Origin of the sequence: Lentzea sp. NPDC003310 (assembly GCF_040610935.1) — a bacterium.
Classification (GTDB): domain Bacteria; phylum Actinomycetota; class Actinomycetes; order Mycobacteriales; family Pseudonocardiaceae; genus Lentzea.
The window spans coordinates 35,011-59,148 of sequence record NZ_JBEXNC010000027.1 but is presented as its reverse complement, the minus strand read 5'-3'; the positions used below and the strand labels follow the sequence as shown (position 1 = coordinate 59,148).

The window sequence follows — 24,138 nt, the reverse complement described above, 5'->3', positions numbered from 1 at the left end:
GCTAGGCGTCACCCCGTGTTCGGTGCTTCTCGATTCCTGACCGGACCGCGAGCACCGCCACGACGACCACCAGGACGGCCACGACCGTGCTGCCCGTTCCGACGAGCTCCTCGATCCGCCGCGCCGTCTCGCCCGCTGCGGCGCCGAGTGCGATGTGCAGCGCGCACCACCCCGTCGCGCCCACGGCCACGGCGGGCAGGAACGTCCGGTACGGCAGCCCCGCGGCTCCCGCGGCGGCGGGCAGCACCGTCCGCAGCACCGGCAGGAAGATCGCGACCAGGACCGCGACCGCACCCCGGCGGCGCAGGAAGTCCGTGGCCCGGTCCCAGTGCCGCACGCCGACCCGCCGCACGAGCCCCGACTCGCGCAACCGGGCGCCGTAGCGCCGTCCGATCAGGAACCCGACCGAGTCGCCCGCCACCGCGCACACCGTGGTCACGAGCCACATCACCACGAACGCGGGCGGGCTGGTGGCGGTGGTGGTGCCGAGCACGAACAGGCCGGTCTCCCCCGGCGCGACGAACCCCAGGCCGAGGGTGCACTCGCCGAAGACGAGCAGCCCGGCCGCGACGACCACCCAGGCGGGCGGCAGGGTCGCGAGCCAGTCCAGGAACGCGGTCACGGGACGAGCCTCGCGTCCGGGTGGGAGGGCGAGTCCGCGTCGAACAGGGTGGTGGGCCGGCCGCGCAGGTGCAGGTCGAAGAACGCGGCCAGGTAGGCGCGTTGTGCCGCCAGGCTCCGGCGCGGGTCGACGGTGCCGATCGCCGCCGCGAGCCGGTCGGCGGGCAACGGGTGCGTCCGGGCGACCTGCGGCAGCAACACCTGCGCGTCGGTGAAGCTCGCGTGCTCCGCCTCGGGCAGGTGGACGTCCCGCTTCCAGCCGGTGGAGTTCGCCCAGAACGACGCCCAGTCCGGTGCGTGCCGGTGGGTGTGCGGGTGCCGGTCGGCGCCGCTGGTGCCGCCGCCCACCAACAGGAACGGACGGTCGGCGCCGCGGGCGCTCGCCTGGCCGGAGTTCGGGTCCAGGCTGCCGTCGAGGTTGGCACCCGCGTCGATGCGCGGTTCCGTGAGCATCGCCTCGGCGGCGGTGAAGCCGCCCATCGAGTGCCCGGCCATGCCCACCCTCGACAGGTCCATCGCGCCGGACAGCGCGGTGGAGGCGAGCCGGTCGAGCACGAAACCGGTGTCGCGCACCCGTTCCCGCATCATCAGGGCCGTGTCGGCACCCCGGACCGGGAGCTCCACGCGGTCGGGGAACTCCACCGGGCCCGCGAAGGTGTGGTCGATCGTGACGACGACGTAGCCGCGGCTCGCGAGGTCCTCGACGAGCGTCGTGCCGAACGACCGGGACTGGCCGCGCCCCGGCGAGTAGAGGATCACCGGGCGGCGACCGGGAAGGGGCGTGGCGGCGGCCCGCGCGTGGGTCCGCGTGCCCGCGAAGTCGGCGACACCGAGGTCGAGCCCGACCGACGCGCCGGCGGTCTGGTCGTAGAACGCGGCGATCCCCGGGCCGAGGTGGCGGGTGGCGGCCCGCGGCGACGGGAACGCCGGGTACCACAGGGAGATCATCAGTTCGCGGGGCCGGCCCGGCGCCCACGGGTCGGTGCGGCTCTCGTCCACGAGGTGCAGCTCGGTGGTGCCCAGGGGGAACGGTCCCGACGGCGCAGGCAGCGTGAGCGGGATCGGTGCCGCGGCGGCGGACCCGCTCAGCGCTGCCGTCAGCGCCCCTGCCGCGAGCACGGCCTGGAAGGTGGTTCTCATGGGGACCAGGGTGTCGACCGAGCCCGGCGACCGGCATCTGTCGAACGTCGCCGGGCGCACTGACCGGAAGACATAGGTCAACCCTGATCGACGAGTCCGGCCTCGAACGCGATGATCGCGGCCCGCACCCGGTTCGGCACCTCCAGCCGGCGCAGGATCGAGCTCACGAACACCTTCACCGTCCCCTCCACGACGTGCAGGCGGCGGCCGATCTCGGCGTTGGACAGCCCGGCGCCGACCAGGGCGAGCACCTCCCGTTCGCGGTCGGTGAGCCCGGCGACGAGGTCCCTGGCGCGGGCGGCGCCGGACTCGCGTTCGCCGCCGAGGCGCCGGATCGCCCAGTGCGCGATCTTCGGGGACAGGTACGCCGCGCCCCCGGCGACGGCCCTGATGCCCGCGAACAGCTCGCGCGGATCGCCCGTCTTGAGCAGGAACCCGCTGGCGCCGCCGTCGAACGCGCGGGCGATGTGCTCGTCCTCGGAGAACGTCGTCAGCATGATCACGCCGGTCTCCGGGACGGTGCGGCGGATCTCGGCCGCGGCGGCGAGGCCGTCGAGCCGCGGCATCACGATGTCGAGCAGCACGACGTCCGGCCGGTGGGCCTGCGCCAGGTCGACCGCCGCCCGTCCGTCGGCGGCCTCGCCCACGACCTCGAACTCCGGCTCGGCGCCGAGCACGGCCCGCACGCCCGCCCTGGTGAGCGGTTCGTCGTCGGCCAGCAGGATCCTGATCACCGGCCCGCCCCCGAGATGGCGCCGCGCGGGAAGGTTTCCTTGAGCACCAGGCGGTTCCCGGCGAAGCACAGGCGGTGGAAGAGGCGGTCGTCGGTCTGCTCGCGCGACCAGTGGTAGCGGCAGTCGGCGCCCCGCGGCGGGTCGGGCAGCATGCGTTCGGGGTCCCCCAGGATCTGGAACGGTGGCAGCAGGGCCTCGACGTCCGCCTGCGGTGCGTCGAGGCGGAGCTGGTCGAACGTCGCGGGGTCGAGGCTGTTGTTCGCGCCGACGACGGCGTACAGGGCCAGTGCGAGCACGGCGACCGAGGTGCCTGCCAGCAGAGGCGTCCTGGCCACGCCGAGCAGGCCGCGGCGGGCCGCCTTCACCGGTCGCGCGTCGTGTGGCAGCTCCGCCACCAGTGCGAACCCGTCGTCGCGCGGTCCGGCGGTGAGCGTGCCACCCAGCAGGCGGGCCTGGTCGGCGAGGTCCGCCAGACCGGTGCCGCCGGCCGAGGCATCCGCCTCCCGGGTGGACTGTCCATTCGCGACGGTCACGGTCGTGCCGGTGTACCCGCGCTCCACGCGCACGCGGACCGGTGCCCCGGGAGCGTGCTTCGCGGCGTTGGTCAGTCCTTCCCGGACGATCCGGTGCACGACCCGCTCGACGGCCTCGGGAGACGGCTCCGCCGGGGTCCACTCGACGTCCATGCCCGCGGCGGTCGCGCGGTCGATCAGCGCGGCGACGTCCGGCTTCTCGTCGCGCGGCCCGAGCAGGCCGATGACCTCCTGGAGCCGTTCGGTCGCCGCCGCCACGCCCTCACGCAGCTCGCGGGCCGCCACGCGGTGCCGTTCGGGCAGGTCCGGTGCCACCTCCAGGGCGGCGGCGCGCAACGCGACGAGGCCCCACTCGTGACCGAGCGAGTCGTGCATGTCCCGCGCGATCCGGGTCCGCTCCAGCAGTGCGGCCTGGTCCAGTCCCGCCGCCGAGAGATCGGCGCGCAGCCTCAGGTACCGGCCCGCGAGCCACGGTCCGAGCACCACGGCCAGCACCACCAGCACGAGCACGAACCAGTCGTAGACGCCGAACAGCAGGCCGAACCCGCCGCGCGCGACCCCGTCCGCCAGCACGCTGACCGGCAGCCCGGCGAGCAGCACGGCCGCCACCGGCACGGGCACCGGCTCGGCCACCCACCGCCCGGCGCGGAACCCGAACACCCCGGCCGCGAGGAACGGCCAGACCCACGGCGGGTTCGTCACGGTCGGCACCAGCGCCAGCGCGGGGACCGCCGCCGCGGCGACGAGCCCGCAGACCGTCCACACCGGATACCGGCGGAAGAGCACCACCGCGGCGGTCAGCAGGAGGAGTCCGCCGGCCAGTTCGACCGGGTCGCCCAGCGCACCGGGCACCAGGGGCACGAGCAGGACCGCCCACACGACGGCGTCCGGCCACCGCAGCCCCCAGCCGCCCCTCATCGCACCATCGTAGAAGACCACCGCCGTGAGCCACGGCACCGAGCCACTACCACCAAAGCGGGGTAGAGTCCACTTCCAGAAGCGGGGTACGGTCCGCTTCATTGGGTGGAGGACTCCAGGGACATGACGCACATCGGAATCATCATCGGCAGCACCCGCCCCGGCCGGAACGGCGAGCAGGTGGCCAGGTGGGTGCTCGAGAACGCGGAGAAGCGCGACGACGCCACGTTCGAGCTGGTCGACCTCAAGGACTTCCCGCTGCCGCACCTCGACGAGCCGATGCCGCCGATGATGCAGCAGTACCAGCACGACCACACCAAGGCGTGGTCGGCGAAGATCGCGGAGTTCGACGGCTTCGTCATGGTCACGCCCGAGTACAACCACTCGACGTCCGGCGTGCTCAAGAACGCGATCGACTACCTGTTCGCGGAGTGGAACAACAAGGCCGTCGGCTTCGTGTCGTACGGCGGTGTGGGCGGCGCACGGGCCGTGGAGCACCTTCGTCTCGTGGCGGGTGAGCTGAAGCTGGCCGACGTGCGCACCAGTGTGTCGCTGTCAATGTTCACCGAGTTCACGAACTACACCGAGTTCCACCCGTCCGAGTTCCAGGTGGCGACGCTGAGCACGATGATCGACGAGCTCGTCGCGTGGAGCAGCGCTCTCGCCCCGTTGCGCGACCGCACCCCCGCCTCGCAGCAGGCGTGACCCGTCAGCGCAGCACCCGCACGTAGACGACCATGCCGACCACCTCGACCAGCGTCTGCGTCACCACGACGACCGCCGCCACGTCACCGGGCAGCGCCAGCGCGAGCGGCAGCACGACCAGCGAGTTGCGGGTGGCCCCGGTGAACACGATCGCGCGGCTCGCCGGACCGTCCAGCCGGAACGCCGCGGCGACGGCCCGTCCCGCGAACGGCATGACCACCAGGAACGCCACGTAGAACGGCACGACGCCCGCGACCGGTCCCAGCCCGCCCCCGAGCTTCGGCACCTGCGAGGCGACGACCGCGAACAGCGTCCCGGCCATCAGCGGCACCATCGTCGAGCCGGCCGGGCCGACGATCCGGGGCGCCCAGGCCTGGGTCAGCCACGCCAGCGCCAGCGGGACCGCGATGAGCACGACGAACGCCTCGACGAACGGTCCGGGCTCGACGACGTCGAGCCCGGACCCGAGGAACAACCAGAGGTAGGCCGGCAACAGCACCATCTGCGCGAGCAGCAGCACCGGCGTGGCGGCGAGCAGCCGCCGGGAGTCTCCGCCGGCCAGCCCGCTGAACACGATCACGTAGTCGACGCACGGCGCGAGAAGGACCAACAGCACGCCCACGCGCACGGCCCGGTCGTCGGGCAGGAACGGCAGGAACGCCGCCACCACCACCGGCACCACCACGAAGTTCACGACGAGCGCGGCCGCGAGGAACCGGCCCGCGCGCAGCGACCGTCCCAACTCGGCCACCGGGACCTGGAGGAACGTCACGTACAGCAGGGCCGCGAGCACCGGGGTGATGGCGTGTTCGAGGACCGGGCCGGCGGCGGGCGCGGTCCACCCGGCGACGGCTCCGGCGGCGAGCGCGCCGAGGTAGACGGCGACCTGGTGGCGTTCCAGGCCCGCGGCGAACCCCTGCACGTGAGCCTCCCGATCGGATGATCAGGACGATAGCCGCCAGGCTCGGGCCTCTCCCGGCACCGCCGCAAAGGTGGGTGTTCTCCACCCATGACCCGCCGGTCGGCCCAATGGCACGCTACGCCCCATGGAGACCGCCCGCCGCGCCGAACCCTGCCCCACGGACGTGTTCGCGCACGTCGTGGCGCCGTGGGTGAACGCGGCGAGCGCCCGTCTGCACGCCGCGCTGACCGGTCTGCCCGAGCTCGCCGTGGACCCGTCCGCCCTGGTCGCCTCGTGCGCCGACCGCCTCACCGGCCGGCTCGTCCGCCTCGTGACGCCGGTCCTCGTGCACGAGCTGGGCCAGGCGCGGGACCTGCGGGGCGCGGACGGGCACGAGCGGTTCCAGGACTTCCTCACCCGTGCCCACGTCGAGCGGTACCCCGTCCTCGAGCGCGACCTCGACCGGGAACGGGACACCGCCGTCGAGGTGTTCACCGAGATCGCCACTCGGTACGCGGCCGACCAGGACCGGCTCGTCGGCACGCTGCTCGACGCGAAGTCCCCGCTCGTCGCCGCGCGGCTCGGCGGCGACCCGCACCGGGGTGGCCGGGCCACCGCGGTGCTCGACCTCGCCGACGGACGGCGGCTGGTCTACAAGCCGCGCGGCGTCGACGCCCACCTCGCCCTCACCCACGTCGTGGAGCTCGTCAACGACCTGGTCGACCTCGGCCTCGCCACCGTGAAGGCGGTGCCCGGCGAGGACTGCGGGTGGGCCGAGCACGTCGACCCGGCGCCGCTGCCGTGCGGCGACGCGACGGACTACTACCTGCGGCTCGGTGGCCTGCTCGCGGTGCTGCACCTGGTGCGCGCCACGGACATGCACCACCAGAACGTGATCAGCCGCGCGGACCAGCCGCTGCTGGTCGACGTCGAGACCCTGTTCCAGGCGCCGCTGCCGGGCGAGCGGCCCGACCCCGCCGTCGTCGCGCTCGGCCGTTCGGTCGCCCGCACCGGCCTGCTGCCCGCGGTCGCCGGACGGCACGGGCTCGTCGACATCTCGGGGGTCGGCGGCGACGCCGGGCAGGAGTCGTCCGGCACCACGACGGAGTGGCTCGACGCGGGCACCGACCGGATGCGGGCCGTGGCGCGGCCGGAGACCACGCTCGGTGCGGCGAACCGGCCCACCTGGGACGCCCGGCCGGTCGAGGCCGCCGACCACGCGGACGCCGTGCTGGCCGGGTTCCGGCAGACCTACGACGCGATCTCGTTCCACAGCGCGGAGTTCGCGGCCGTGCTCGCCGGCTGCGCCTCGGTGCCGGTGCGGGTCGTGCCGCGGCCGACAGCCCAGTACGCCGCACTGCTGCGCGCCGTCCGGGAACCGGGGTTCCTGCGGGACGCGGGCACCCGGCGCCAGGTGCTGACCAGCGCGTGCGCCGCGGAGCTCCTGCCGGGCCTCGCGGAGCTGGAGGCCGCCGAGCTGGACGCGGGCGACGTGCCGCTGTTCACCACCCGTGCGGACGGCCACGACCTGGAGTCCGCCGCCGGCCGGCTGGACGACGTGCTCGCCACGTCCGGGCTGGAGGACGCCCTCGCGTGCCTGTCCGCGTTCGACGAGTTCGACCGCGACGACCAGGAGTGGGTGATCGCCGCGTCCCTGGCCACCCGTCGCGCCGCGGTCACCGGCACGGGTCCCGGCCGGGTGGAGCAGCACGCGGTCGGCACGGACGAGGTGCTGTCGGCGGCGTGCGCGATCGCCGACCGGATCATCACCACCAGCCGCGGCACCGAGCGGATCAACTGGATCGGCCTCGAACCCGTCGGCGACACCCGTTGGCTGGTGCTGCCGATGGGCGCCGGCCTCGCGCACGGCTACACGGGCGTCGCGCTGTTCCTGGCGCAGCTGGGGCAGATCAGCGACGTCGGCCGGTACACCGACGTCGCCCGGCGCGCGCTCACGGCCGTGCCCGAGCTGCTCGCCGCCTTGCGGGGCAACGACGAGATGATCGCCGCGGTCGGCTCCGGCGGTCTCAGCGGGTTCGCCGGGATCGCGTACGCGCTCGCCAGGATCGCCCGGCTGCTGGGCGACGACGACGTCGCCGGCTGGGCGCGCACCGCGGTCGAGCTCACGGGCGCCGCGACCGAGTCCGGCCCGGAACACGGCCTGGCGGCGGCGATGCGGGCCGTCGACGCCGACATCGGCTGTGCGGACGCGCGCGCACTGGCCGAGCGCCACCCGGACGAGCCCGCCGGTCCCCTCCAGTGGTGTCAGCACGGTGCTTCCGAATGGACGGACGGCGACCTCTCCCTGTGCCACGGGGAACTCGGCCGTGCGGACGTGTCGGTCACCGGCTGGTCCGCCGCCACCCGGCACCGCCGCACGGGCGAGGTGCTGGCGGCCTTGCGCCGCGACGGTCCCCGCTGCGCCACCCCGGACCGCGTGCCCACACCGGGACTCCTCACCGGACTCGCCGGACTCGGGATCGGCTTGCTGCGCCTGGGTTTCCCCGACCGCGCGCCGTCGGTGCTGCTCCTCGAACCCGCCTGCTGATCTTCCCCGGACCACCGGGGTCGTGCCGGAAACCGTTGCTCACCACAGGAGAACCCATGAGATCGTCCGACACCAACGACCAGCCCACCTCGGTTCGCGCCACGACGAAGAAGGCCGGGCTGCGGATCGCCGCGCTGACCGGCGCCGTGCTCTCCGCGGGTGTCCTCGCCGCGGCACCGGGCACCGCCGCTCCGGTCAACGCCGACGTCGTGCTCGACCAGGTCGTCTCCGCCACGGGCGGCGGAAACGGTTCCACCTGTTGCCGTCCCGAGAACTGATGCCCGTTTTCTGACTGCATGTCACCCTTTTGTCGCGCGACGTGATTGCATGTGCGGGTGGCATTGCGTGCACCAGTCGTCGTCGGTCGTGACCATGAGCTGGAACTGATCAGGACGACGTTGGCGGAAGTCGCCACGGGGAGGGGTCGGGTCGTATTCCTGACCGGTGAAGCCGGGATCGGCAAGTCCCGGCTCGCCTCCGCGGCGACCGACCTCGCCTACCGCGCCGGGATGCGCATCATGCGCGGCCGGGGCAGCGCCATGAGCCGCACGATCCCGTTCCGCTGCCTCAGCGAGGCGTTGCTGTCGCTGCACCGCCTGGGCACCGAGGTCGACATCGACGAGCTCGGCCCGTACCGGCCCGCGCTCGCGCGCTTCAACCCCGACTGGGGCCCCGCGGCCGACGACGCGTCGAGCAGCTCGCTCATCGTGCTCGCCGAGGGCGTGCTCCGGCTGACGGAACTGGTGGGGCGCGACGGTGGCTGCGCCGTCGTCATCGACGACCTGCAGTACGCCGACCCCGACACGCTCGCCGTGCTCGAGTACGTCATCGACAACATCGCGCACCAGCCGACGTTGCTGCTCGCGACGATGCGCGACGACGACAACGCGGCGCTGGAGTTCGCCCGCGCCACCGGCAAACGCGACTCCGCCACGCTCGTCGAGCTGCGCCGCCTCGGGCCGCCGCAGGTGGCCGCGCTCGCCGGGGCCTGCCTGGAGGGTGAGATCCCCGCTCCCGCACTGGACCTGCTGTGGGCGGGCAGCGGCGGACTGCCGTTGTTCGTGGAGGAACTGCTCGACGAGATCGTCTCGGACGGACACCTGGTGCGCACCGGTGACGGGTGGCGGATGGGCGACGCGGGCGCGCCGCCGCCGTCCGCGTTGGTGCACAACGTCGCCGGCCGGTTCGGGAGGCTGAACGACCAGGCGCGCGAGTTCGTGTCGGTGGCCGCGGTGATCGGCCTGCGGTTCCCGCTGACCGTCGTCCGCGAGGTGACCGGCCTCGACTACCGGACGTTGCTGCGGTACCTGCAGAGCGAGCCGGTCGCGCACCTGATCGGGCCGGACGACCACACGCCCGACTGGTACCTCTTCACGCACGCGCTCGTCGCCGACGCGGTGCTGACGCTGATCCCCGGCGACGTCCAGGCCTCCCTCGCCCGCCGCGCGGCCGACGCCGTCGAGAAGCGCTACCCCGGCGTGCCCGGCGACTGGTGCCACCTCTGCGCGACGCTGCGGGAGGCGGCCGGGCAGACCGCGCGAGCCAGTTCCCTCTACGCCGAAGCCGGGCGGCGGGCGCTGGCCCAGGGGGCCGCGCAGTCGGCCGTCACGCTGCTCGACCGGTCGCTGGACCTGGTCCAGGACCCCGTGCAGCGGTTCGAGGCGCTGGAGGCCCAGCTGCTGGCGCTCACCGAGGCCGGCCAGGTCGACCGCGCACTCGCGATGAGCTTCGACAGCTCCGGACTCGCCCGCCCGCACCGGGCGCGCCTGCACACGCAGCTCGCGTGGGCGGCGAACCTCGCCGGGCGCACGTCCGACGGCCTCGCCCAGGTGGAGATCGCGCGGGCGTTGCTCGGCGACGCCCCGCCCGAGGAGTGCGCGCCGGTCGACGTCGTGGCCGCGCACCTGGAGCTCGACCGGGCCGAGCCGGGCAGCCTGGACCGCGCCGAGGAGATCGCGCTGCGGGCCGCGACCGTCGCCGAACGCGTGCCGCTGCCGGTCGTCGCCTGCCAGGCGTGGCAACTGCTCGGCGCGCTGACCCGCCGCCGCGACCCGGCGCGCGCCACCGCGTACCTGGAACGCAGCCGTGCCTTCGCGATCGCCCACGACCTGCCGATCTGGGAGATCCACGCGCTGGTGCGCCTCGGTCTCGACGACGCCCTGCGCTCCGGCGACATCGGCCGCCTCGAACAGGCGCGCGACCTCGCGTCCCGGATCGGCGCGGTGATCGCGCGCTACCAGTCCGAGGTCAACATCGGCCTGCAACTGGTGCTGCGCGGCGACTTCACCGCCGCCGCACTCGTCGTCGAAGACGTCTCCACCGCCGCGAAACGCTTGGGGCTGCAGGAGATCGGCCAGTTCATGGCCGTGCTGCGCGCGGTGCTCGCGGGCCACCGCGGCGACCGCACGACGTTGACCGAGGCCTGGTCCGTGCTGTCCGAACACGGCGGCGACCAGCACACCGCCCGCCTGCACGGCCTCGCCGCGACGTTCTGCTCGTTGCTGGAGGAGGACAGACCGAGAGCGCGCGCGGACCTGGAGCAGGCCCTGGCAGCCGAACGCGCCACCCCCACCACGTACCACCTGACCGGCAGGCTGGGCCTCTCGTTGCTGCTGCGCGCCGTCGACGGCGACCTGACACGCGCCGAGTACGACGAGGCGGTCGCCGACCCGGCCGCGGGCCTGCGCTGGGACCACCACTTCGCCCTGCTCGCCGCCGCCGTCCTGGCCGGCGCCGAGGGCGACGCCGGCACCGCCGCGGAGCGGGTGCGGGACAGCGCCGACGCCGGCGCCCTCTACCCGATGGCACGCCACCTGGGCCTGCGCCTGGTGGCCGAGGCGGCCGCGCGCGACGGCTGGGGAGACCCCGAGACGTGGCTGCGCGCCGCCGAGCACCACTTCCACGACGCCGGCAACCCGGCCGTGGCCGGAGCGTGCCGCGCCCAGCTGCGGCTGATGGGCGTCCGCGTCACGCAACGCCGGACCGGGGTCGACGAGGTGCCCGACGAACTGCGGCTCGCCGGGGTGACCGTGCGGGAGTACGAGGTGCTGCGGCTGCTCGGCGCGCGCCTGGCCAACAACGAGATCGCGGCGCGGCTGCACCTGTCGCGGCGCACGGTGGAGAAGCACGTGTCGAGCCTGCTGACCAAGACCGGCCTGACCAACAGGCTCGCGCTCGGCAGGCTCGCCACGGAGCACTCGGACTGATCCGACGCCGATTGTCAGACCCGTGAAGTAGCGTGCGCCGCGTGGAGATCACCGAAGACCGCACCTTCCCCGCCGCGCTGGCCGCTCTCACCGGCATCGACTTCCCGTGGAGCGACGACCCCGCGGAGGGCAGCATCGACTACGAGCCGTACCAGGAGTTCGAGTCGGCGCAGGAGACGACCGACTGGATCCAGGCCTGGACCGGCAACAAGGAGCTCACCGGCGACGCGTTCCGCACGTTCGGCCAGGACGGCACGGGCGGGCTGGCCGCGCTGTGGCTGGTGCGGGAGGGGCCGCTGACGGCGCAGCCCGTCGTGTTCTTCGGGTCGGAGGGCGAGGTCGGGCCGGTCGCGACGAGCCTGGGCGAGTTCCTCTGGTTGCTCGCCGGTGGGGTGGGGCCGCAGGAGGCCGTCGAGTTCGGGTCCGACAGCGGTGTGCCGCACGCGGAACTGCGCGCCGTGGCGGAGGAGCACTCCGGGATCGAGCCGCGCACGCCCGCCGAGGTGCTGGCCGCGGCACGGGCGGAGTTCCCGGACTTCGCGGAGACCGTCCAGTCCTGGTGCCGCTGAGCCCTGTCGCGGAAAGGTCGTCCGGTGGCGGCCTGGGACCAGCGGGGAACCGGTCCTGGTTCCGGTTCCCCGCTGGTCTATACCACCTGGTGGGCTCGGGTTACGCTCCGGTCAACCCTGTTGTGCCGCAAGGTAAACAGGACCTCGTCCCCCGGAGGTCTGCCCTGTGAGAAAGTTCCTCGCGGCCGCACTTCTGCTCAGTGCCGCCGTCCTCCCCACCGGCACGGCCAACGCGGCCGACCCGATCTACAAGGACCCCGCGCAGCCGATCCCCGCGCGCGTCGCCGACCTGCTGGGCCGCATGTCGCTCGACGAGAAGGTCGGGCAGATGACGCAGGCCGAGCGCAACGCGGTCAGTGGCGCCGACCTGACGAACTTCCGCATCGGCTCGCTGCTGTCCGGTGGCGGGTCCGCGCCGTCGCCGAACAACGCCACGTCGTGGGCCGACATGTACGACAACTTCCAGCGCGCGGCGATGGCCACCCCGCTGGGCATTCCGATGATCTACGGCGTGGACGCGGTGCACGGCCACAACAACGTCGTCGGTGCCACGATCTTCCCGCACAACATCGGCCTGGGCGCGACGCGCGATCCCGGGCTGGTGCAGCGGATCGGCCGCGCCACGGCCGAGGAAGTGTCGGGCACCGGCATCGACTGGGACTTCGCGCCGTGCCTGTGCGTCGCGCGCAACGACCGATGGGGCCGCACCTACGAGTCGTTCGGTGAGACGCCGCAGGACGCGACCGCGATGACGACGATGATCACCGGCCTGCAGGGCGCGAAGCTCTCGGACCCCGGTTCGGTGCTCGCCACGGCGAAGCACTACATCGGCGACGGTGGCACGACCAACGGCACCGACCAGGGCAACACCCAGGTCAGCGAGGCAGAGCTGCGGGCGACGCACCTGCCGCCGTTCCGCGACGCCATCGCGAAGGGCGTCGGGTCGGTGATGATCACCTACAGCAGCTGGAACGGCACCAAGCTGCACGGCCACCGGTACCTGATCACCGACGTGCTGAAGAACGAGCTCGGCTTCAGCGGCCTCGTCGTGTCGGACTGGAACGCCATCGACCAGATCGACGGCCAGCCCGGCTTCACCGCCGCCGAGGTGCGCGACTCGATCAACGCCGGCCTCGACATGATCATGGTGCCGACCGCGTGGCGCCAGTTCGTCACGTACCTCAAGCAGGAGGTGCAGGCGGGCCGCGTGCCGATGTCGCGCATCGACGACGCCAACCGCCGCATCCTCACCAAGAAGTTCGAGCTCGGCCTCTTCGAGAAGCCGCTGACGGACCGCTCGTACACGCCGACCGTCGGCAACGCGGCGCACCGCGCGCTCGCCCGGGAGGCCGTGCGCAAGTCGCAGGTGCTGCTGAAGAACCAGAACGGCGTGCTGCCGCTGCCGAAGACCGCGTCGAAGATCTTCGTGGCGGGCAAGAGCGCGGACAACATCGGTTACCAGAGCGGGGGCTGGACCATCTCGTGGCAGGGCGGCAGCGGTCCGGTGACACCGGGAACCACTGTCCTGCAAGGTATCCGAAGCGCGGTGTCGTCGTCCACGACGGTCACGTACAACCGCAACGGGTCCGGCATCGACGGCACGTACAACGCGGCGATCGCCGTGATCGGCGAGACCCCGTACACCGAGGGCGCGGGCGACCGCCCCGGCGGCCTGGGCCTGGACAGTGAGGACCTCGCGACGCTGAACACGTTGCGCGCCACGGGTGTCCCGGTCGTCGTGGTGCTCGTGTCCGGACGCCCGCTGGACATCGCGGCGCAGCTGCCGCAGTGGCACGCCCTGGTCGCGGCCTGGCTGCCGGGCACCGAGGGCAACGGCGTCGCGGACGTGCTGTTCGGCGACCACAAGCCCACCGGCACGCTCCCGTTCACGTGGATGCAGAGCGCGTCGCAGCAGCCGATCAACGTCGGCGACGGCAAGACCCCGCTGTTCCCGCACGGGTTCGGGTCGCAGTTCCCGGCCACGCAGAACGCCTACGGGATCATCGGCGCCTCGTACTACGACGAGCAGCGCGGCACGCAGGTCGAGCGGTGCACCGACTCGGGCTGCGGGCAGAACGTCGGCTACCTGACGCCGGGCGACTACGTGGCCTACGCGGACGTCGACTTCGGTGCCACGCCGCCGACCTCGGTGACCACGCGGATCGCGTCCGGCTCCACCGCGAACGGCAGCCTGCAGTTCCGCCTGGACAGCCCGACCGGCCCGGTGGTCGCGACGGTGTCGGCGGCGGGCACGGGCGGCTGGCAGACGTGGACCAGCCGCACCGCGGCCGCGTCCGGGGCGACGGGCGTGCACCGGCTCTACCTGGTGGCGACCGGCGGCACAGGTGGTGACCTGGCGAACGTGAACTGGTTCCAGTTCGCGCGCTAGACCGGTGGCGGAACGGGTCCCGGGCGGGAACCCGTTCCGCCGCCTTCCCGACACGCGGAACGCCGTGAGCAGGCCTAACATGCAGGAATGGGCACCACCACCCTGGAACTGACCGACGAGGAACTGGTGCTGCTGCGGCACGCGCTGCGCCACTACCTCTCCGACTTCGGCCACGACGAGGCCGGCATCCGCAGCCTCACCCGCGCGGTGCTCGGCAAGCTGCCCGCGCACCAGCACAGGAACGCGAGGCCCAGCCAGACGTAGGTGTTGCCGGCCAGGTGCTGCCACCACGTCCACGCGAGCTCGCGGTCCCCCGCCGTCGGCAGCAGCCAGTGCGGGCCGACCGCGAACACCGCCGCGACCGCGATCCGCACGCGGCCGTGCAGCAGCAGCAACGCGGGCGCGATCCACACCCAGTGGTGCGACCACGAGACCGGTGAGACCAGCAGACCCGCCGCCGCCACGGCGACCAGCGCCGTGAGGTCGTCGCGCAGCCGCGGCACGACCACGACGGTCAGCGCCAGCACCACGACCACCGCCGCGAACCACACCGGTTCGGGCGCGCCGAGCCGGACCAGCAGGCCGCGCAACGACTGGTTCGCGCTGTAGGCGAGGCCGCCGACGCGTTCGGGGTCGAGCATCGCCCGGAACCAGAACGCCTTCGACTGCTCCGGCGCGAGCAGCCACGCCGTCAGGCCGCACGCCGCGAACGTCGCCACGGCGGTCAGCGCGGACCGCCACCGCCCGCGGGACAGGAAGAACAACACGAAGATCGCCGGCGTCAGCTTGAGCGCGGCGGCGAGCCCGACGAGCAGGCCGCGGGGCCACGGGGTGCGCGGCAGCAGGCAGTCGAGCGCGACCAGGCCGATCAGGACCATGTTGATCTGACCGAGGTCCGCTCCCCCGCGCAGGGGTTCGAGCAGCAGGCACAGCGCGGCCAGGCCGAAGCCCGCACGGGGTGACGCCACGACGCAGGCCGCGGTGAAGAGCGCGAGGCCCGCCGCCGTGAACAGCAGTGCGCTGAGCGGCAACGGAAGTGGCGCGAGTCCGCCGAACAGCATCGCCGCGAACGGCGGGTAGGTGAACGGGAGACCGTTGGGGCCGCGGAAGTCCGCCGTGTAGAGGTCGGTGCCGGCGAGCCACGCCTCGCCACCCGCGAGGTAGACGCGCAGGTCCAGCACACCGCTGCCGAAGCTCCGCACGAACACCCAGGCGACCAGGCCGCCGGCGACGACGGCCCAGAGCCGCCGCTGGGCGGTCATCGCCTCACCGCCACGAACCCGGCCGCGAGGGCGGCCGCCACCAGTGCTCCGGCGCTGTTGTTGAGGAAGTCCTGCGTCTCGCACAGCCCGCGCCCGGTCAGCGGCTGCACGATCTCGATCACCGCGCTCAACGCGACCGCCGACACCGCGACCACCAGCGGCCGGCGCGTCGCGAGCACCGCGCACCACACCAGGGGCACGAACAGCAAGGCGTTCAACAGCTCCGCCGATCCGTGCAGCGAGAACCCGTTGACGTGGCAGAAGGCCCGGCCGGGCGCGGTGGCCCAGTCCGGCAGCGTGCGCGAGAACGTCACGCCGAGCACGACGCCGAGGAAGATCCCCGCGAACACGGCGGGCACCGGCCGCCACCCGAACCTCCGCGCGGCCCACCACGCGCCACCGCCCAGCATCACGGCCCCGACCACCACGCCGACCGCGATCAGCGGGTTCGCCACCGCGGCCACGACGGCGTCCCACGCCCACCGCACCTGCTCCAGCACAGCTGAAACCCTTCGTCCACAACGGAATCCGATGTGGACGAGCCTGCTGCGCGACGGGGTGCGGCCGGATCGTCCGGAGGGCCGGAAGATCATGGCCGACCGGACAGCCACCGCGCCGGCAGGTGGCCATCAGGCCGAGGTCAGGTGGCCACCACGTGCGCCCGGAAGGCCCAGGCGACGATCTCGACGCGGTTGCGCGCGCCCACCTTGGTCTGCACGGACGCGAGGTACGCCTTGACCGACGACACCGAGACGCCCAGCGCGGCGGCGATCTCGTTGTTGCTCAGGCCCTGGGCGACGAGCCGGACGACCTCGAGCTCCCGCGCGTTCAGGACGCCGGCGTCGGCGCTGGGTGCCGGCGCCACCGACCTCTGCAGCACCCGCAGCACCACCTGCGGCGACACGAGCACGTCCCCGCGCGCGGCCGACCTGACGGCCTCCGCCAGCAGCCCGGGACTCGCGTCCTTCGTGAGGAACCCGCACGCGCCGAGGTCCAGCGCCTTGTTCAGCACCTCGTCGCTGTCGAACGTCGTCACGACCACCACCCGCGTGTGCGGGGCCAGCTGCCGGGTGACCTCCAGGCCATCGAGCCCCGGCATCCGCACGTCCACGAGGCACACCTGCGGTTCCAGCGCCCGCGCCTGCTGGACCGCGCTCACCCCGTCCGCCACGTCGGCGACGACGCGGATGTCGTGCTGCGCCTCCAGGATCAGCCGGAACCCCGCCCGCACCATGTCCTGGTCCTCGGCGATCAACACGGAGATCACGCGCGCACCTCCAGCGGCAGCTCGGCGGTGACGAGCCAGCCCTCCCCGGTGGGACCCGCGAAGAACCGGCCGCCCAGCTCGTGCACCCGTTCCCGCATGCCGACGATCCCGAACCCGCCGGAGTGCGACGGCCGCGCCGTCCCGTTGTCCACAACGGACAGCAGCACGGCGGAGGCGCTCAGCCGCACGTCCACCTCCACGCTCGTCGCGTCGAACGCGTGCTTGCGGACGTTGGTCAACGCCTCCTGCACCAGCCGCAGCACCGACCGCCCCAGCTCCGGCGGCACCTCCGAGCCGAGCTCGATGCTCGTGCGCACCGGCAGCCCCGACTTCTCCGCGAGCGCGAGCAGGTCGGCCGTGAGGTCGCCGGTGGCGGTCGCGGCACCGTTGTCGCGCAACGTCCTGACCATGATCCGCATCGCGCCCAGGGCGTCGGTGCCGCCCTCGACGATGCCGGGCAGCATCGCGCACGCCCGGTCCTTGTCCTGCTGCGCCACCACGAGCGCGGCCTGGGCCTGCACCAGCATGCCCGTGACGTGGTGCGCGACCACGTCGTGCAGCTCGCGGGCCATGTCGAGGCGTTCGTCGCGCCGCGCCCGGTCCTCCGCGGCCGCGGCCGACGCCGCCCGCGACCGTTCCCGGACCCGCAGCGCCACCCCGGCGCCGACCACGATCAGGAACCCCCACAGGACGAGCTGCACCGAGTCCGCGCGGGAGAACAGCTGGTGCGGCCGGAAGAACGCGGCGTGCTCCTCGACCAGCAGCAGCACGCCCACCGCCGGCACCGCCACGCCCACCGGCGACTTCCAGGCGTGAGTGAACGACAGCACGAGCGCCAGCACCACCTCCGCCAGCAGGACCAGCGGGTGGTCGAGCGGGGTGCGCCCGACACCCGGACCGTCGCCCAGCAGCACGGCCCGGTCGAACCCCACGATGAGCACGGTCACCGCGAAGATCGCGGCGGCCACGACGGCGGTGGCGATGACGAGCGGTTTCCGGTGCAGATGCCCCACGCGGGCGATCGTAGGAGAAGCGCTCGACCGGCTGCCTCGACCGTCGGGCCGAGGCGGGTGGCCAAGTGGTCAGGCCGAGCCGATGGCCTCGTCCAGGATTCCGAGCCCCAGCTCCAGCTCCTCCTCGGTGGCCGTGAGCGGCGGCGCGATCCGGAACACCCCGCCCATCCCCGGGATCTGCACGATGTTCATGTGCAGCCCCAGTTCGAGGCACCGCCGGGTGATCGGCGCGCTCAACGACTCGTCCGCGATCTCCAGCCCCACCAGCAACCCGCGCCCGCGCACGTCCGACACGAGCGAGTGCCGGGCCGCGATGGCGTCCAGCCCAGCCCGCAGGAACGCCCCGAGCTTCGCCGCCCGCTCGTCCAGCCGTTCCTCGACCAGCACGTCGAGCACGGTGTTGCCGACGGCCGCCACGAGCGGGTCCGACACGTGCGTGGTGAAGAACAGGTAGTCGCGGGCGTGCGCCTCCGCCTCGATCTCGGCGGACGTGATCACGGCGGCCAGCGGCAGGCCGGCGCCGAGGGTCTTGGACAGCGTCAGGATGTCCGGCACCACGCCGTCGCGTTCGAACGCGTACCACGTGCCCGTGCGGCACAGCCCGGTCTGCGCCTCGTCCAGGATCAGCAGCATCCCGCGCTCACGGCACTTCTCCGACAACGCCGCGAAGTAGCCCGGCGGCGGTTCGAGGATGCCGCCCGAGGACAGGATCGGCTCGACGATGCACGCGGCCAGCGAGCCCACGGACTGGGCGTCGACCAGGTCGAACGCGAGGTCGAGCTGCGCCTGCCAGTCGTCGGTGACAGGTGCGGGGATCGCGAAGTTGCCCGGCGTCGCGGGACCGTAGCCCTTGCGGCCCGCGCTGTAGGTGGCGGCGGCCGCGGCGGCGGTCATGCCGTGCCACGAGCGGGCGAACGCGACCACCTCGTGCTTGCCGGTGACGAGCTTGGCCATCCGCAGCGCGGCCTCGTTCGACTCGGCGCCGGTGGTGAGCAGCTGCACCTTCGACAACGAGGCCGGCAGGGTCTCGGACAGCCGCCGCGCCAGGTCCACGACAGGGCGGCTGAGCATGCCGCTGAACAGGTGGTCGAGGTTCGCGATCTGGCGCCGCACGGTCTCGACGATGCGCGGGTGCGAGTGGCCGAGGATCGCGCTCATCTGCCCGGACGTGAAGTCCAGGATCCGGCGGCCGTCCTCGGTGAACAGGAAGCTCCCCGACGCGCTGTCGATGATCTCGCGCGTGAACGTGCCGCCGTAGCGGACGAGGTGGCGGTCGACGTCGTCCCAGAAGGTGTCCATGCCGAAAACGCTAGGACTCGCCGAGCAACAGGTCCATCTCACAATCCCACGCTGGCTGTTCGGAAATACTGCACAGCATGACGCTCAACCCGTGGCGCCTGCGCCTGCTCAGCCAGCTCGACGCGCTGGGCACCGTGCGGGCCGTGGCGCAGGCCGCGAACCTCAGTGCCTCGAGCGTGTCGCAGCAGCTCGCGGTGCTCGAGAGCGAGACGCGCACGCAGCTGCTCGAACGGACCGGCCGGCGCGTCCGGCTCACCTCGGCCGGGCTGATCCTCGCGCGGAGGGCCCGGTCGATCCTCGACCAGATGGACGCCGTCGAGGCCGAGCTGCGAGGCCTGAACGACGAACCGTCCGGCCTCATCCGGCTCGGCGCGTTCCAGAGCTCGATCCACACGCTCGCCGTGCCCGCGATCCAGTCCCTCGGCCACCCGCACCTGCACGTCGAGATCGTGGAGCTGGAACCGCACGCCAGCATGCCCGCGCTGCTCGCGGGCGAGGTCGACGTGATCATCACGACCACCGACTTCGTGGAGCTGCCGGTCCCCCGCGACATCGACGTCGTACCGCTCGGCCAGGACCCGATCGTGCTGGTCACACCCCCGAACCACCCGGCGGTGGACGTCGCCGCGTGCGAGGACGAGCCCTGGGCGTTCGACATCCCCGGCTCGTACATGGCGACGCTCGCGACGCGGCTGTGCCGGCAGGCGGGATTCGAGCCGCGGGTGGTGGGCCGGTTCAGCAACTACATGCTCACGCTCGAGCACGTCGAGGCAGGCTTGGCGGTGGCCGTGCTGCCCGCGCTGGCCGTGGACCGCCGGTTCGACGTGGTCACCAGGGAGCTGCCGGTGACCAGGAGGATCACCGCCGCGGTGCGCCGCGACTCGCGCGCCGCGATCACGGCGGTGCTCGACGCCCTGCATACTCGGTCGCAGTCGGACGAGAGGTGATCATGAGCAGGCGCGTCACGATCAACGACGTCGCGCGGGTCGCCGGGGTCTCGCGGCAGACGGTGTCGCGCGCGCTCAACGACAAGGGCGAGATCGACGCGGGCACCAAGCAGCGGGTGCTCGACGCCGCGAAGGAGCTCGGTTACCGGCCCAGCCGGTTCGCGCGGGGCCTGGTGCGCCAGGACAGCACGACGATCGGCCTGGTCATCCCGGACCTGCTCAACCCGTTCTTCACCGAGGTCGCGGCCGGGGCGCTGGAGGCCGCACGGGCGCGCGGCTGGCACGTGACGGTCTACGACACCGCCGACAGCACCACCGAGGAACGCGGCACGCTGGCGGTCCTCACGTCCCAGGTGGACGCGGTGGCGGGCTACTTCAGCCTGGACGAGGCCGAGCTCGACCGGCACCTCAACGGCCTGCCGGCCGTGCTCATCGGCCGTGACCACCACCTGCCGCGCTTCAGCTCCATCCGGATCGACGGTGAGAAGGGCGTGCACGAGGCCGTCGACCACCTCGTCGCCGCAGGTCACCGCCGCATCGGCATGCTCGACCACGCGGGCCGCGCCGATCCGAGCCTGCGCCGCGACTGGTTCGCCGCCGCGATGGAAGACCACGGCCTGACCGCCGCCGTGGTCGGCAACGCCGTGCAGTCGGTCGACGGCGGCGCGGAGGCCCTGCACGAGCTGCTCGGCGAGCACCCCGATCTCACCGCAGTGTTCACCTACAACGACGTCATCGCGATGGGGGCGTTGAAGGCCGCGCGCAAGCTCGGCAGGGCGGTCCCGCGCGACCTGGCGGTGGTCGGATTCGACGGGCTGCAGCTCGGCGCGGCGGTCGACCCGGCGCTCACGAGCGTCGCGCTCGACACCCGCCGCATCGGGGCGCTCGCGATCGAGCAGGCCGGTCGGCTGATGGCGGGCGAGGCACCGTTGCCCGACGCGGAACTGCTGGTCAGCGGCGTGCTGTTGGTGCGCGAATCCGCCTGACCCTTGACAGGGTCACTCGTCCGGCCCATGCTTCGCGGCAATCCGTGAACGTTCACGGGAGCGTTCACGGGCTCTCCGGAGGGTCCCCGATGACGTTGACTCGACGCAGGTTCCTGACCGGCGCCGCGGCACTCGGTGCGACAGCACTGGGCGCCACCGCCTGCACCAGCCCGACCACGGCCAACCCCGGCAGGACGACGCTCTGGTACTCGACCAACGGCCTGTCGGAGAAGGTGCTCGGCGAGGCCGTGCGGCGGTTCCCCGCGCAGCGCCTCACGCCGAACAAGGTGAGCGGCGAGCTGAACCGGCGGCTGCTCGCCGCCCTGTCCGGCGAGGCCTACCTGCCGGACATCACGATGCTCGGTGACGGCATCTCCACCTACTTCAGCGCCACCGACCGGTTCGCCGACCTCAACGGGCTCGGCGCGCGGCAGGACGAGGCGCGCTACCTGCCGTGGAAGTGGCAGGCGGGCCGCAGCCCGGACGGGTTCCAACTGGGCTTCCCGATCGACACCGGGCCGGCCGCGCTCTACTACCGGCACGACCTGTTCGGCGAGGCCGGGCTGCCGACCGCACCGGACGCGGTGGCCGCCGCACTGTCCACCTGGGACGAGTACTTCGAGTTCGCGCGGCGGGTCAAGGAGAAGCTGCCCGGCCGGTACCTGATCACGGACACGAAGATGGTCTTCACGTACTCGCTGGCACAGGAGGAGCGGAAGTACCTCGACCGGCAGAACCGCTACCTCGCCGACCAGTCGCAGGTGCGGCGGGCGTGGGACCGCGCGGTCCAGGCGTTCCGGATGGGGCTCACCGCGGGCTACGCGGGCTCCGCGACCGGCGAGGGCGTCGACCGGCGCGCCGCGTGGACCAACGGCAAGGAGGTCGCGTTCGTCAACGCCTCCTGGATCACCGGCAACCTCAAGCAGTCCGCGCCGGGCACGTCCGGGCGGTGGCACGTGTGCCAGGCGCCCGGCGGTCCCGGCAACCAGGGTGGGTCGTTTCTGGCGATCACCCGGTACTGCCCCGATCCGCAGGGCGCGTACGAGGTCGTGAAGTGGCTGATGTCGCCGGAGAACCAGGCGGCGGTGTACCGGGAGCTCGGGCTCTTCCCGTCGAGCCCGTCGGTCTACTCGGACCCGTCGGTGCTGGCGCCGGAGGAGTTCTTCGGCGGGCAGGTGTCGATCCAGGTCTTCGGCGAGATCGCGGAGAAGGTCCGGCCGGTCTACTTCTCGCCCTGGGACATCACGATCTCCGACACCTACACCGACGAGCTGAGCAACGTCGAGTCCGCCGGCAAGGACCCGGACCAGGCGTGGGAGGACGCGCGCACCGCCGTCGAACGGCTGCTGCGCCGGCAGGGGGTGCTCGCATGACCGCCGTCAGCGCGAACCGGAGGTGGCGGTACCTGCCGCAGTACCTGGCGATCGCGCCGTTCTTCGTGCTGTTCGCGATCTTCGGCGTCTACCCCGTGGTGTACTCGCTGTGGCTGTCGTTCCAGCGGTGGAACGGCGTCAGCGAGATGAAGTTCGTCGGGCTGGAGAACTTCCGGTTCCTGCTCACCGACACCGCCTTCTGGGACTCGATCGGCAACACGCTGATCATCTGGGTGATGTCGACGATCCCGATGCTGGTGCTGTCGATGCTCGTGGCGCTCGGACTCAACTCCTCGGTGCGCCACAAGGGTTTCCTGCGGGTGGCGTACTTCCTGCCCAACGTCACGTCGATCGTGGCCATGTCGCTGGTGTTCGGCTCGTTCTTCTCCAGCGAGTTCGGCGTCCTGAACTGGTTCCTGGGCCTGCTCGGCGTGGACCCGGTGCAGTGGCTGACCGACCCGTGGGCGATCCGGGTCGCGATCTCGTTGATGATCATCTGGCGCTGGACCGGCTACAACGCGATCATCCTGCTGGCCGGGCTGCAGGCGCTGCCGCAGGACGTCTACGAGGCCGCGAAGCTCGACGGGGCCGGCCCGGTGCAGACGTTCTTCCGCGTCACGCTCCCGTTGCTGCGCCCGGTGTTGCTGTTCTCGGTCGTCATGTCGGCGATCGGCGGCCTGCAGATCTTCACGGAGTCGCAGATCCTGCTCGGCGACCGCGGCGGTCCCGAGGGCGCGGGCATGACGATGGTCCTCTACTTCTACAACACCGCGTTCGCGGACAACGACTTCGGCTACGGCGCCGCCATCGCGTGGGGCATCTTCGTGGTGGTCGTGCTGTTCTCGATCCTCAACTGGCGGCTCGTGCAGCGTCCGGCCCGCGGGAACGGAGGCGACCGGTGACGCGCACCAGTCCGGGCACGCTGCTCACCTACGGGGCGCTGGTCGTCGGCGCGCTGATCACCCTCTTCCCGTACTACCAGCTCGCGGTGATGGCCTCGAACACCACGGCGGACATCTACTCGTCGCCGCCGAGGTTCTGGTTCGGCGGGCACCTGTTCGAGAACATCGGCGAGGTGTTCGCGAAGGTCGACTTCTTCGGGTCGGTGCTGAACACCCTGGTCGTCGCGATCGCGACGACGCTGCTGGTGCTGTTCTTCGACTCATTGGCGGCCTTCACGTTCGCCAAGTACGACTTCCCGGGCAGCAACGTCCTCTTCGGACTCCTGCTGGCGACGTTCGTCGTGCCGACGCAGCTCGCGGCGATCCCGCAGTTCGACCTGATGGCGAAGTTCGGGCTGGTGGGCAGCCTGAACGCGCTGATCATCCCGGCGGCGGCCAACGCGTTCGGCATCTTCTGGATGCGCCAGTACGCCCGCGGCGCCATCGCGGACGAACTGCTGGAGGCCGCGCGGGTCGACGGCGCCGGCTTCTTCCGCACCTACCTGTCGGTGGGCCTGCCGGTGCTGCGGCCGGCACTCGCGTTCCTCGGGATCTTCACGTTCGTCAACGCCTGGAACGACTACCTGTGGCCGCTGGTCGTGCTGATCGACTCGAACCACACGACGCTGCAGGTGGCGTTGTCGCAGCTCAACGGCCTGTACGTGCAGGACTACGCCGTCGTGATGGCCGGGACGCTGGTGGCGATCGTGCCGCTGGTGATCGTGTTCCTGATCGGTGCGCGCCACTTCATCCGCAACATCGCCGCCGGCGCAGTGAAGGGCTGAC

Annotated in this window: 21 protein-coding genes and 1 pseudogene; 12 read left to right on the top strand and 10 right to left on the bottom strand. The window is 72.5% G+C overall.

From position 1 onward, the window contains the following. Nucleotide 1: 1 nt before the first annotated feature. From ABZX02_RS40105 to ABZX02_RS40090, 4 genes are all read right to left on the bottom strand, one after another. Entirely contained in the window at nucleotides 2-622 is a 621-nt protein-coding gene (locus tag ABZX02_RS40105; protein WP_355306718.1) for a DedA family protein, read from the bottom strand. Then, a complete protein-coding gene (locus ABZX02_RS40100; RefSeq protein ID WP_355306716.1) occupies nucleotides 619-1,761 on the bottom strand; it encodes a hypothetical protein in 1,143 nt (380 codons plus the stop codon). The genes ABZX02_RS40105 and ABZX02_RS40100 overlap by 4 nt, the downstream gene beginning before the upstream one ends. A 77-nt stretch (nucleotides 1,762-1,838) precedes the next feature. Continuing rightward, complete coding sequence (locus ABZX02_RS40095; RefSeq protein ID WP_355306714.1) at nucleotides 1,839-2,495, bottom strand: response regulator transcription factor; 657 nt, start codon at nucleotides 2,493-2,495, stop codon at nucleotides 1,839-1,841. Next, nucleotides 2,492-3,946, bottom strand: a complete 1,455-nt coding sequence (locus ABZX02_RS40090; RefSeq protein ID WP_355306712.1) for a histidine kinase — start codon at nucleotides 3,944-3,946, stop codon at nucleotides 2,492-2,494. Before ABZX02_RS40090 ends, ABZX02_RS40095 begins: the two co-directional genes overlap by 4 nt. 123 nt (nucleotides 3,947-4,069) lie before the next feature. Between ABZX02_RS40090 and ABZX02_RS40085 the strand changes: the two genes are divergently transcribed. Then, complete coding sequence (locus ABZX02_RS40085; RefSeq protein ID WP_355306710.1) at nucleotides 4,070-4,651, top strand: NAD(P)H-dependent oxidoreductase; 582 nt, start codon at nucleotides 4,070-4,072, stop codon at nucleotides 4,649-4,651. A gap of 4 nt (nucleotides 4,652-4,655) precedes the next feature. On the opposite strand, the gene ABZX02_RS40080 is transcribed toward ABZX02_RS40085, so the two are convergent. After that, nucleotides 4,656-5,573 (bottom strand): bile acid:sodium symporter, encoded by a 918-nt coding sequence (locus ABZX02_RS40080; protein ID WP_355306708.1) that lies wholly within the window; start codon nucleotides 5,571-5,573, stop codon nucleotides 4,656-4,658. Between the two features lie 124 nt (nucleotides 5,574-5,697). Here ABZX02_RS40080 and ABZX02_RS40075 point away from each other — a divergent pair, with 124 nt between their 5' ends. The 6 genes and pseudogenes from ABZX02_RS40075 (at nucleotide 5,698) to ABZX02_RS40050 (ending at nucleotide 14,264) form a co-directional block, all read left to right on the top strand. Next, nucleotides 5,698-8,100, top strand: coding sequence for a type 2 lanthipeptide synthetase LanM family protein (locus ABZX02_RS40075; protein ID WP_355306706.1), 2,403 nt, complete (start codon nucleotides 5,698-5,700; stop codon nucleotides 8,098-8,100). A gap of 56 nt (nucleotides 8,101-8,156) precedes the next feature. Then, a complete protein-coding gene (locus ABZX02_RS40070; protein WP_355306704.1) occupies nucleotides 8,157-8,378 on the top strand; it encodes a hypothetical protein in 222 nt (73 codons plus the stop codon). A gap of 57 nt (nucleotides 8,379-8,435) precedes the next feature. Continuing rightward, the gene (locus ABZX02_RS40065) at nucleotides 8,436-11,306 is read left to right on the top strand and encodes an AAA family ATPase (RefSeq protein ID WP_355306703.1); all 2,871 of its coding nucleotides are present in this window, start codon (nucleotides 8,436-8,438) and stop codon (nucleotides 11,304-11,306) included. Nucleotides 11,307-11,347: 41 nt separating this feature from the next. Further along, nucleotides 11,348-11,875 carry an SMI1/KNR4 family protein gene (locus ABZX02_RS40060; protein ID WP_355306701.1) on the top strand — a complete coding sequence of 176 codons (528 nt, stop codon included), beginning with the start codon at nucleotides 11,348-11,350 and terminating at the stop codon, nucleotides 11,873-11,875. Nucleotides 11,876-12,041: 166 nt separating this feature from the next. After that, nucleotides 12,042-13,850: pseudogene (locus ABZX02_RS40055) on the top strand (glycoside hydrolase family 3 protein); the annotation flags it as partial. 24 nt (nucleotides 13,851-13,874) lie between these two features. After that, the gene (locus ABZX02_RS40050) at nucleotides 13,875-14,264 is read left to right on the top strand and encodes a carbohydrate-binding protein (RefSeq protein WP_355306776.1); all 390 of its coding nucleotides are present in this window, start codon (nucleotides 13,875-13,877) and stop codon (nucleotides 14,262-14,264) included. A gap of 152 nt (nucleotides 14,265-14,416) precedes the next feature. Here the strand turns inward: ABZX02_RS40050 and ABZX02_RS40045 are convergent, their stop codons facing one another. The 5 genes from ABZX02_RS40045 to ABZX02_RS40025 form a co-directional block, all read right to left on the bottom strand. Beyond that, the gene (locus tag ABZX02_RS40045) at nucleotides 14,417-15,526 is read right to left on the bottom strand and encodes a glycosyltransferase 87 family protein (RefSeq protein ID WP_355306699.1); all 1,110 of its coding nucleotides are present in this window, start codon (nucleotides 15,524-15,526) and stop codon (nucleotides 14,417-14,419) included. Next, the gene (locus ABZX02_RS40040; protein WP_355306697.1) at nucleotides 15,523-16,026 is read right to left on the bottom strand and encodes a VanZ family protein; all 504 of its coding nucleotides are present in this window, start codon (nucleotides 16,024-16,026) and stop codon (nucleotides 15,523-15,525) included. Before ABZX02_RS40040 ends, ABZX02_RS40045 begins: the two co-directional genes overlap by 4 nt. Nucleotides 16,027-16,166: 140 nt before the next feature. Continuing rightward, nucleotides 16,167-16,793 carry a response regulator transcription factor gene (locus tag ABZX02_RS40035; RefSeq protein WP_355306695.1) on the bottom strand — a complete coding sequence of 209 codons (627 nt, stop codon included), beginning with the start codon at nucleotides 16,791-16,793 and terminating at the stop codon, nucleotides 16,167-16,169. Continuing rightward, nucleotides 16,790-17,806, bottom strand: a complete 1,017-nt coding sequence (locus tag ABZX02_RS40030; RefSeq protein WP_355306693.1) for a histidine kinase — start codon at nucleotides 17,804-17,806, stop codon at nucleotides 16,790-16,792. Before ABZX02_RS40030 ends, ABZX02_RS40035 begins: the two co-directional genes overlap by 4 nt. 69 nt (nucleotides 17,807-17,875) lie before the next feature. After that, the gene (locus ABZX02_RS40025) at nucleotides 17,876-19,105 is read right to left on the bottom strand and encodes an aspartate aminotransferase family protein (RefSeq protein WP_355306691.1); all 1,230 of its coding nucleotides are present in this window, start codon (nucleotides 19,103-19,105) and stop codon (nucleotides 17,876-17,878) included. Nucleotides 19,106-19,182: 77 nt separating this feature from the next. Here ABZX02_RS40025 and ABZX02_RS40020 point away from each other — a divergent pair, with 77 nt between their 5' ends. From ABZX02_RS40020 to ABZX02_RS40000, 5 genes are all read left to right on the top strand, one after another. Next, nucleotides 19,183-20,052 (top strand): LysR substrate-binding domain-containing protein, encoded by an 870-nt coding sequence (locus ABZX02_RS40020; protein WP_355306689.1) that lies wholly within the window; start codon nucleotides 19,183-19,185, stop codon nucleotides 20,050-20,052. A gap of 2 nt (nucleotides 20,053-20,054) precedes the next feature. Next, complete coding sequence (locus ABZX02_RS40015; RefSeq protein WP_355306688.1) at nucleotides 20,055-21,038, top strand: LacI family DNA-binding transcriptional regulator; 984 nt, start codon at nucleotides 20,055-20,057, stop codon at nucleotides 21,036-21,038. 89 nt (nucleotides 21,039-21,127) lie between these two features. Beyond that, the gene (locus ABZX02_RS40010) at nucleotides 21,128-22,411 is read left to right on the top strand and encodes an extracellular solute-binding protein (protein ID WP_355306686.1); all 1,284 of its coding nucleotides are present in this window, start codon (nucleotides 21,128-21,130) and stop codon (nucleotides 22,409-22,411) included. Then, on the top strand, nucleotides 22,408-23,313 hold the full coding sequence (locus tag ABZX02_RS40005; RefSeq protein WP_355306685.1) for a sugar ABC transporter permease: 906 nt from the start codon (nucleotides 22,408-22,410) through the stop codon (nucleotides 23,311-23,313). The genes ABZX02_RS40010 and ABZX02_RS40005 overlap by 4 nt, the downstream gene beginning before the upstream one ends. Next, nucleotides 23,310-24,137 (top strand): carbohydrate ABC transporter permease, encoded by an 828-nt coding sequence (locus tag ABZX02_RS40000; protein WP_355306683.1) that lies wholly within the window; start codon nucleotides 23,310-23,312, stop codon nucleotides 24,135-24,137. Before ABZX02_RS40005 ends, ABZX02_RS40000 begins: the two co-directional genes overlap by 4 nt. Nucleotide 24,138: the final 1 nt, after the last annotated feature.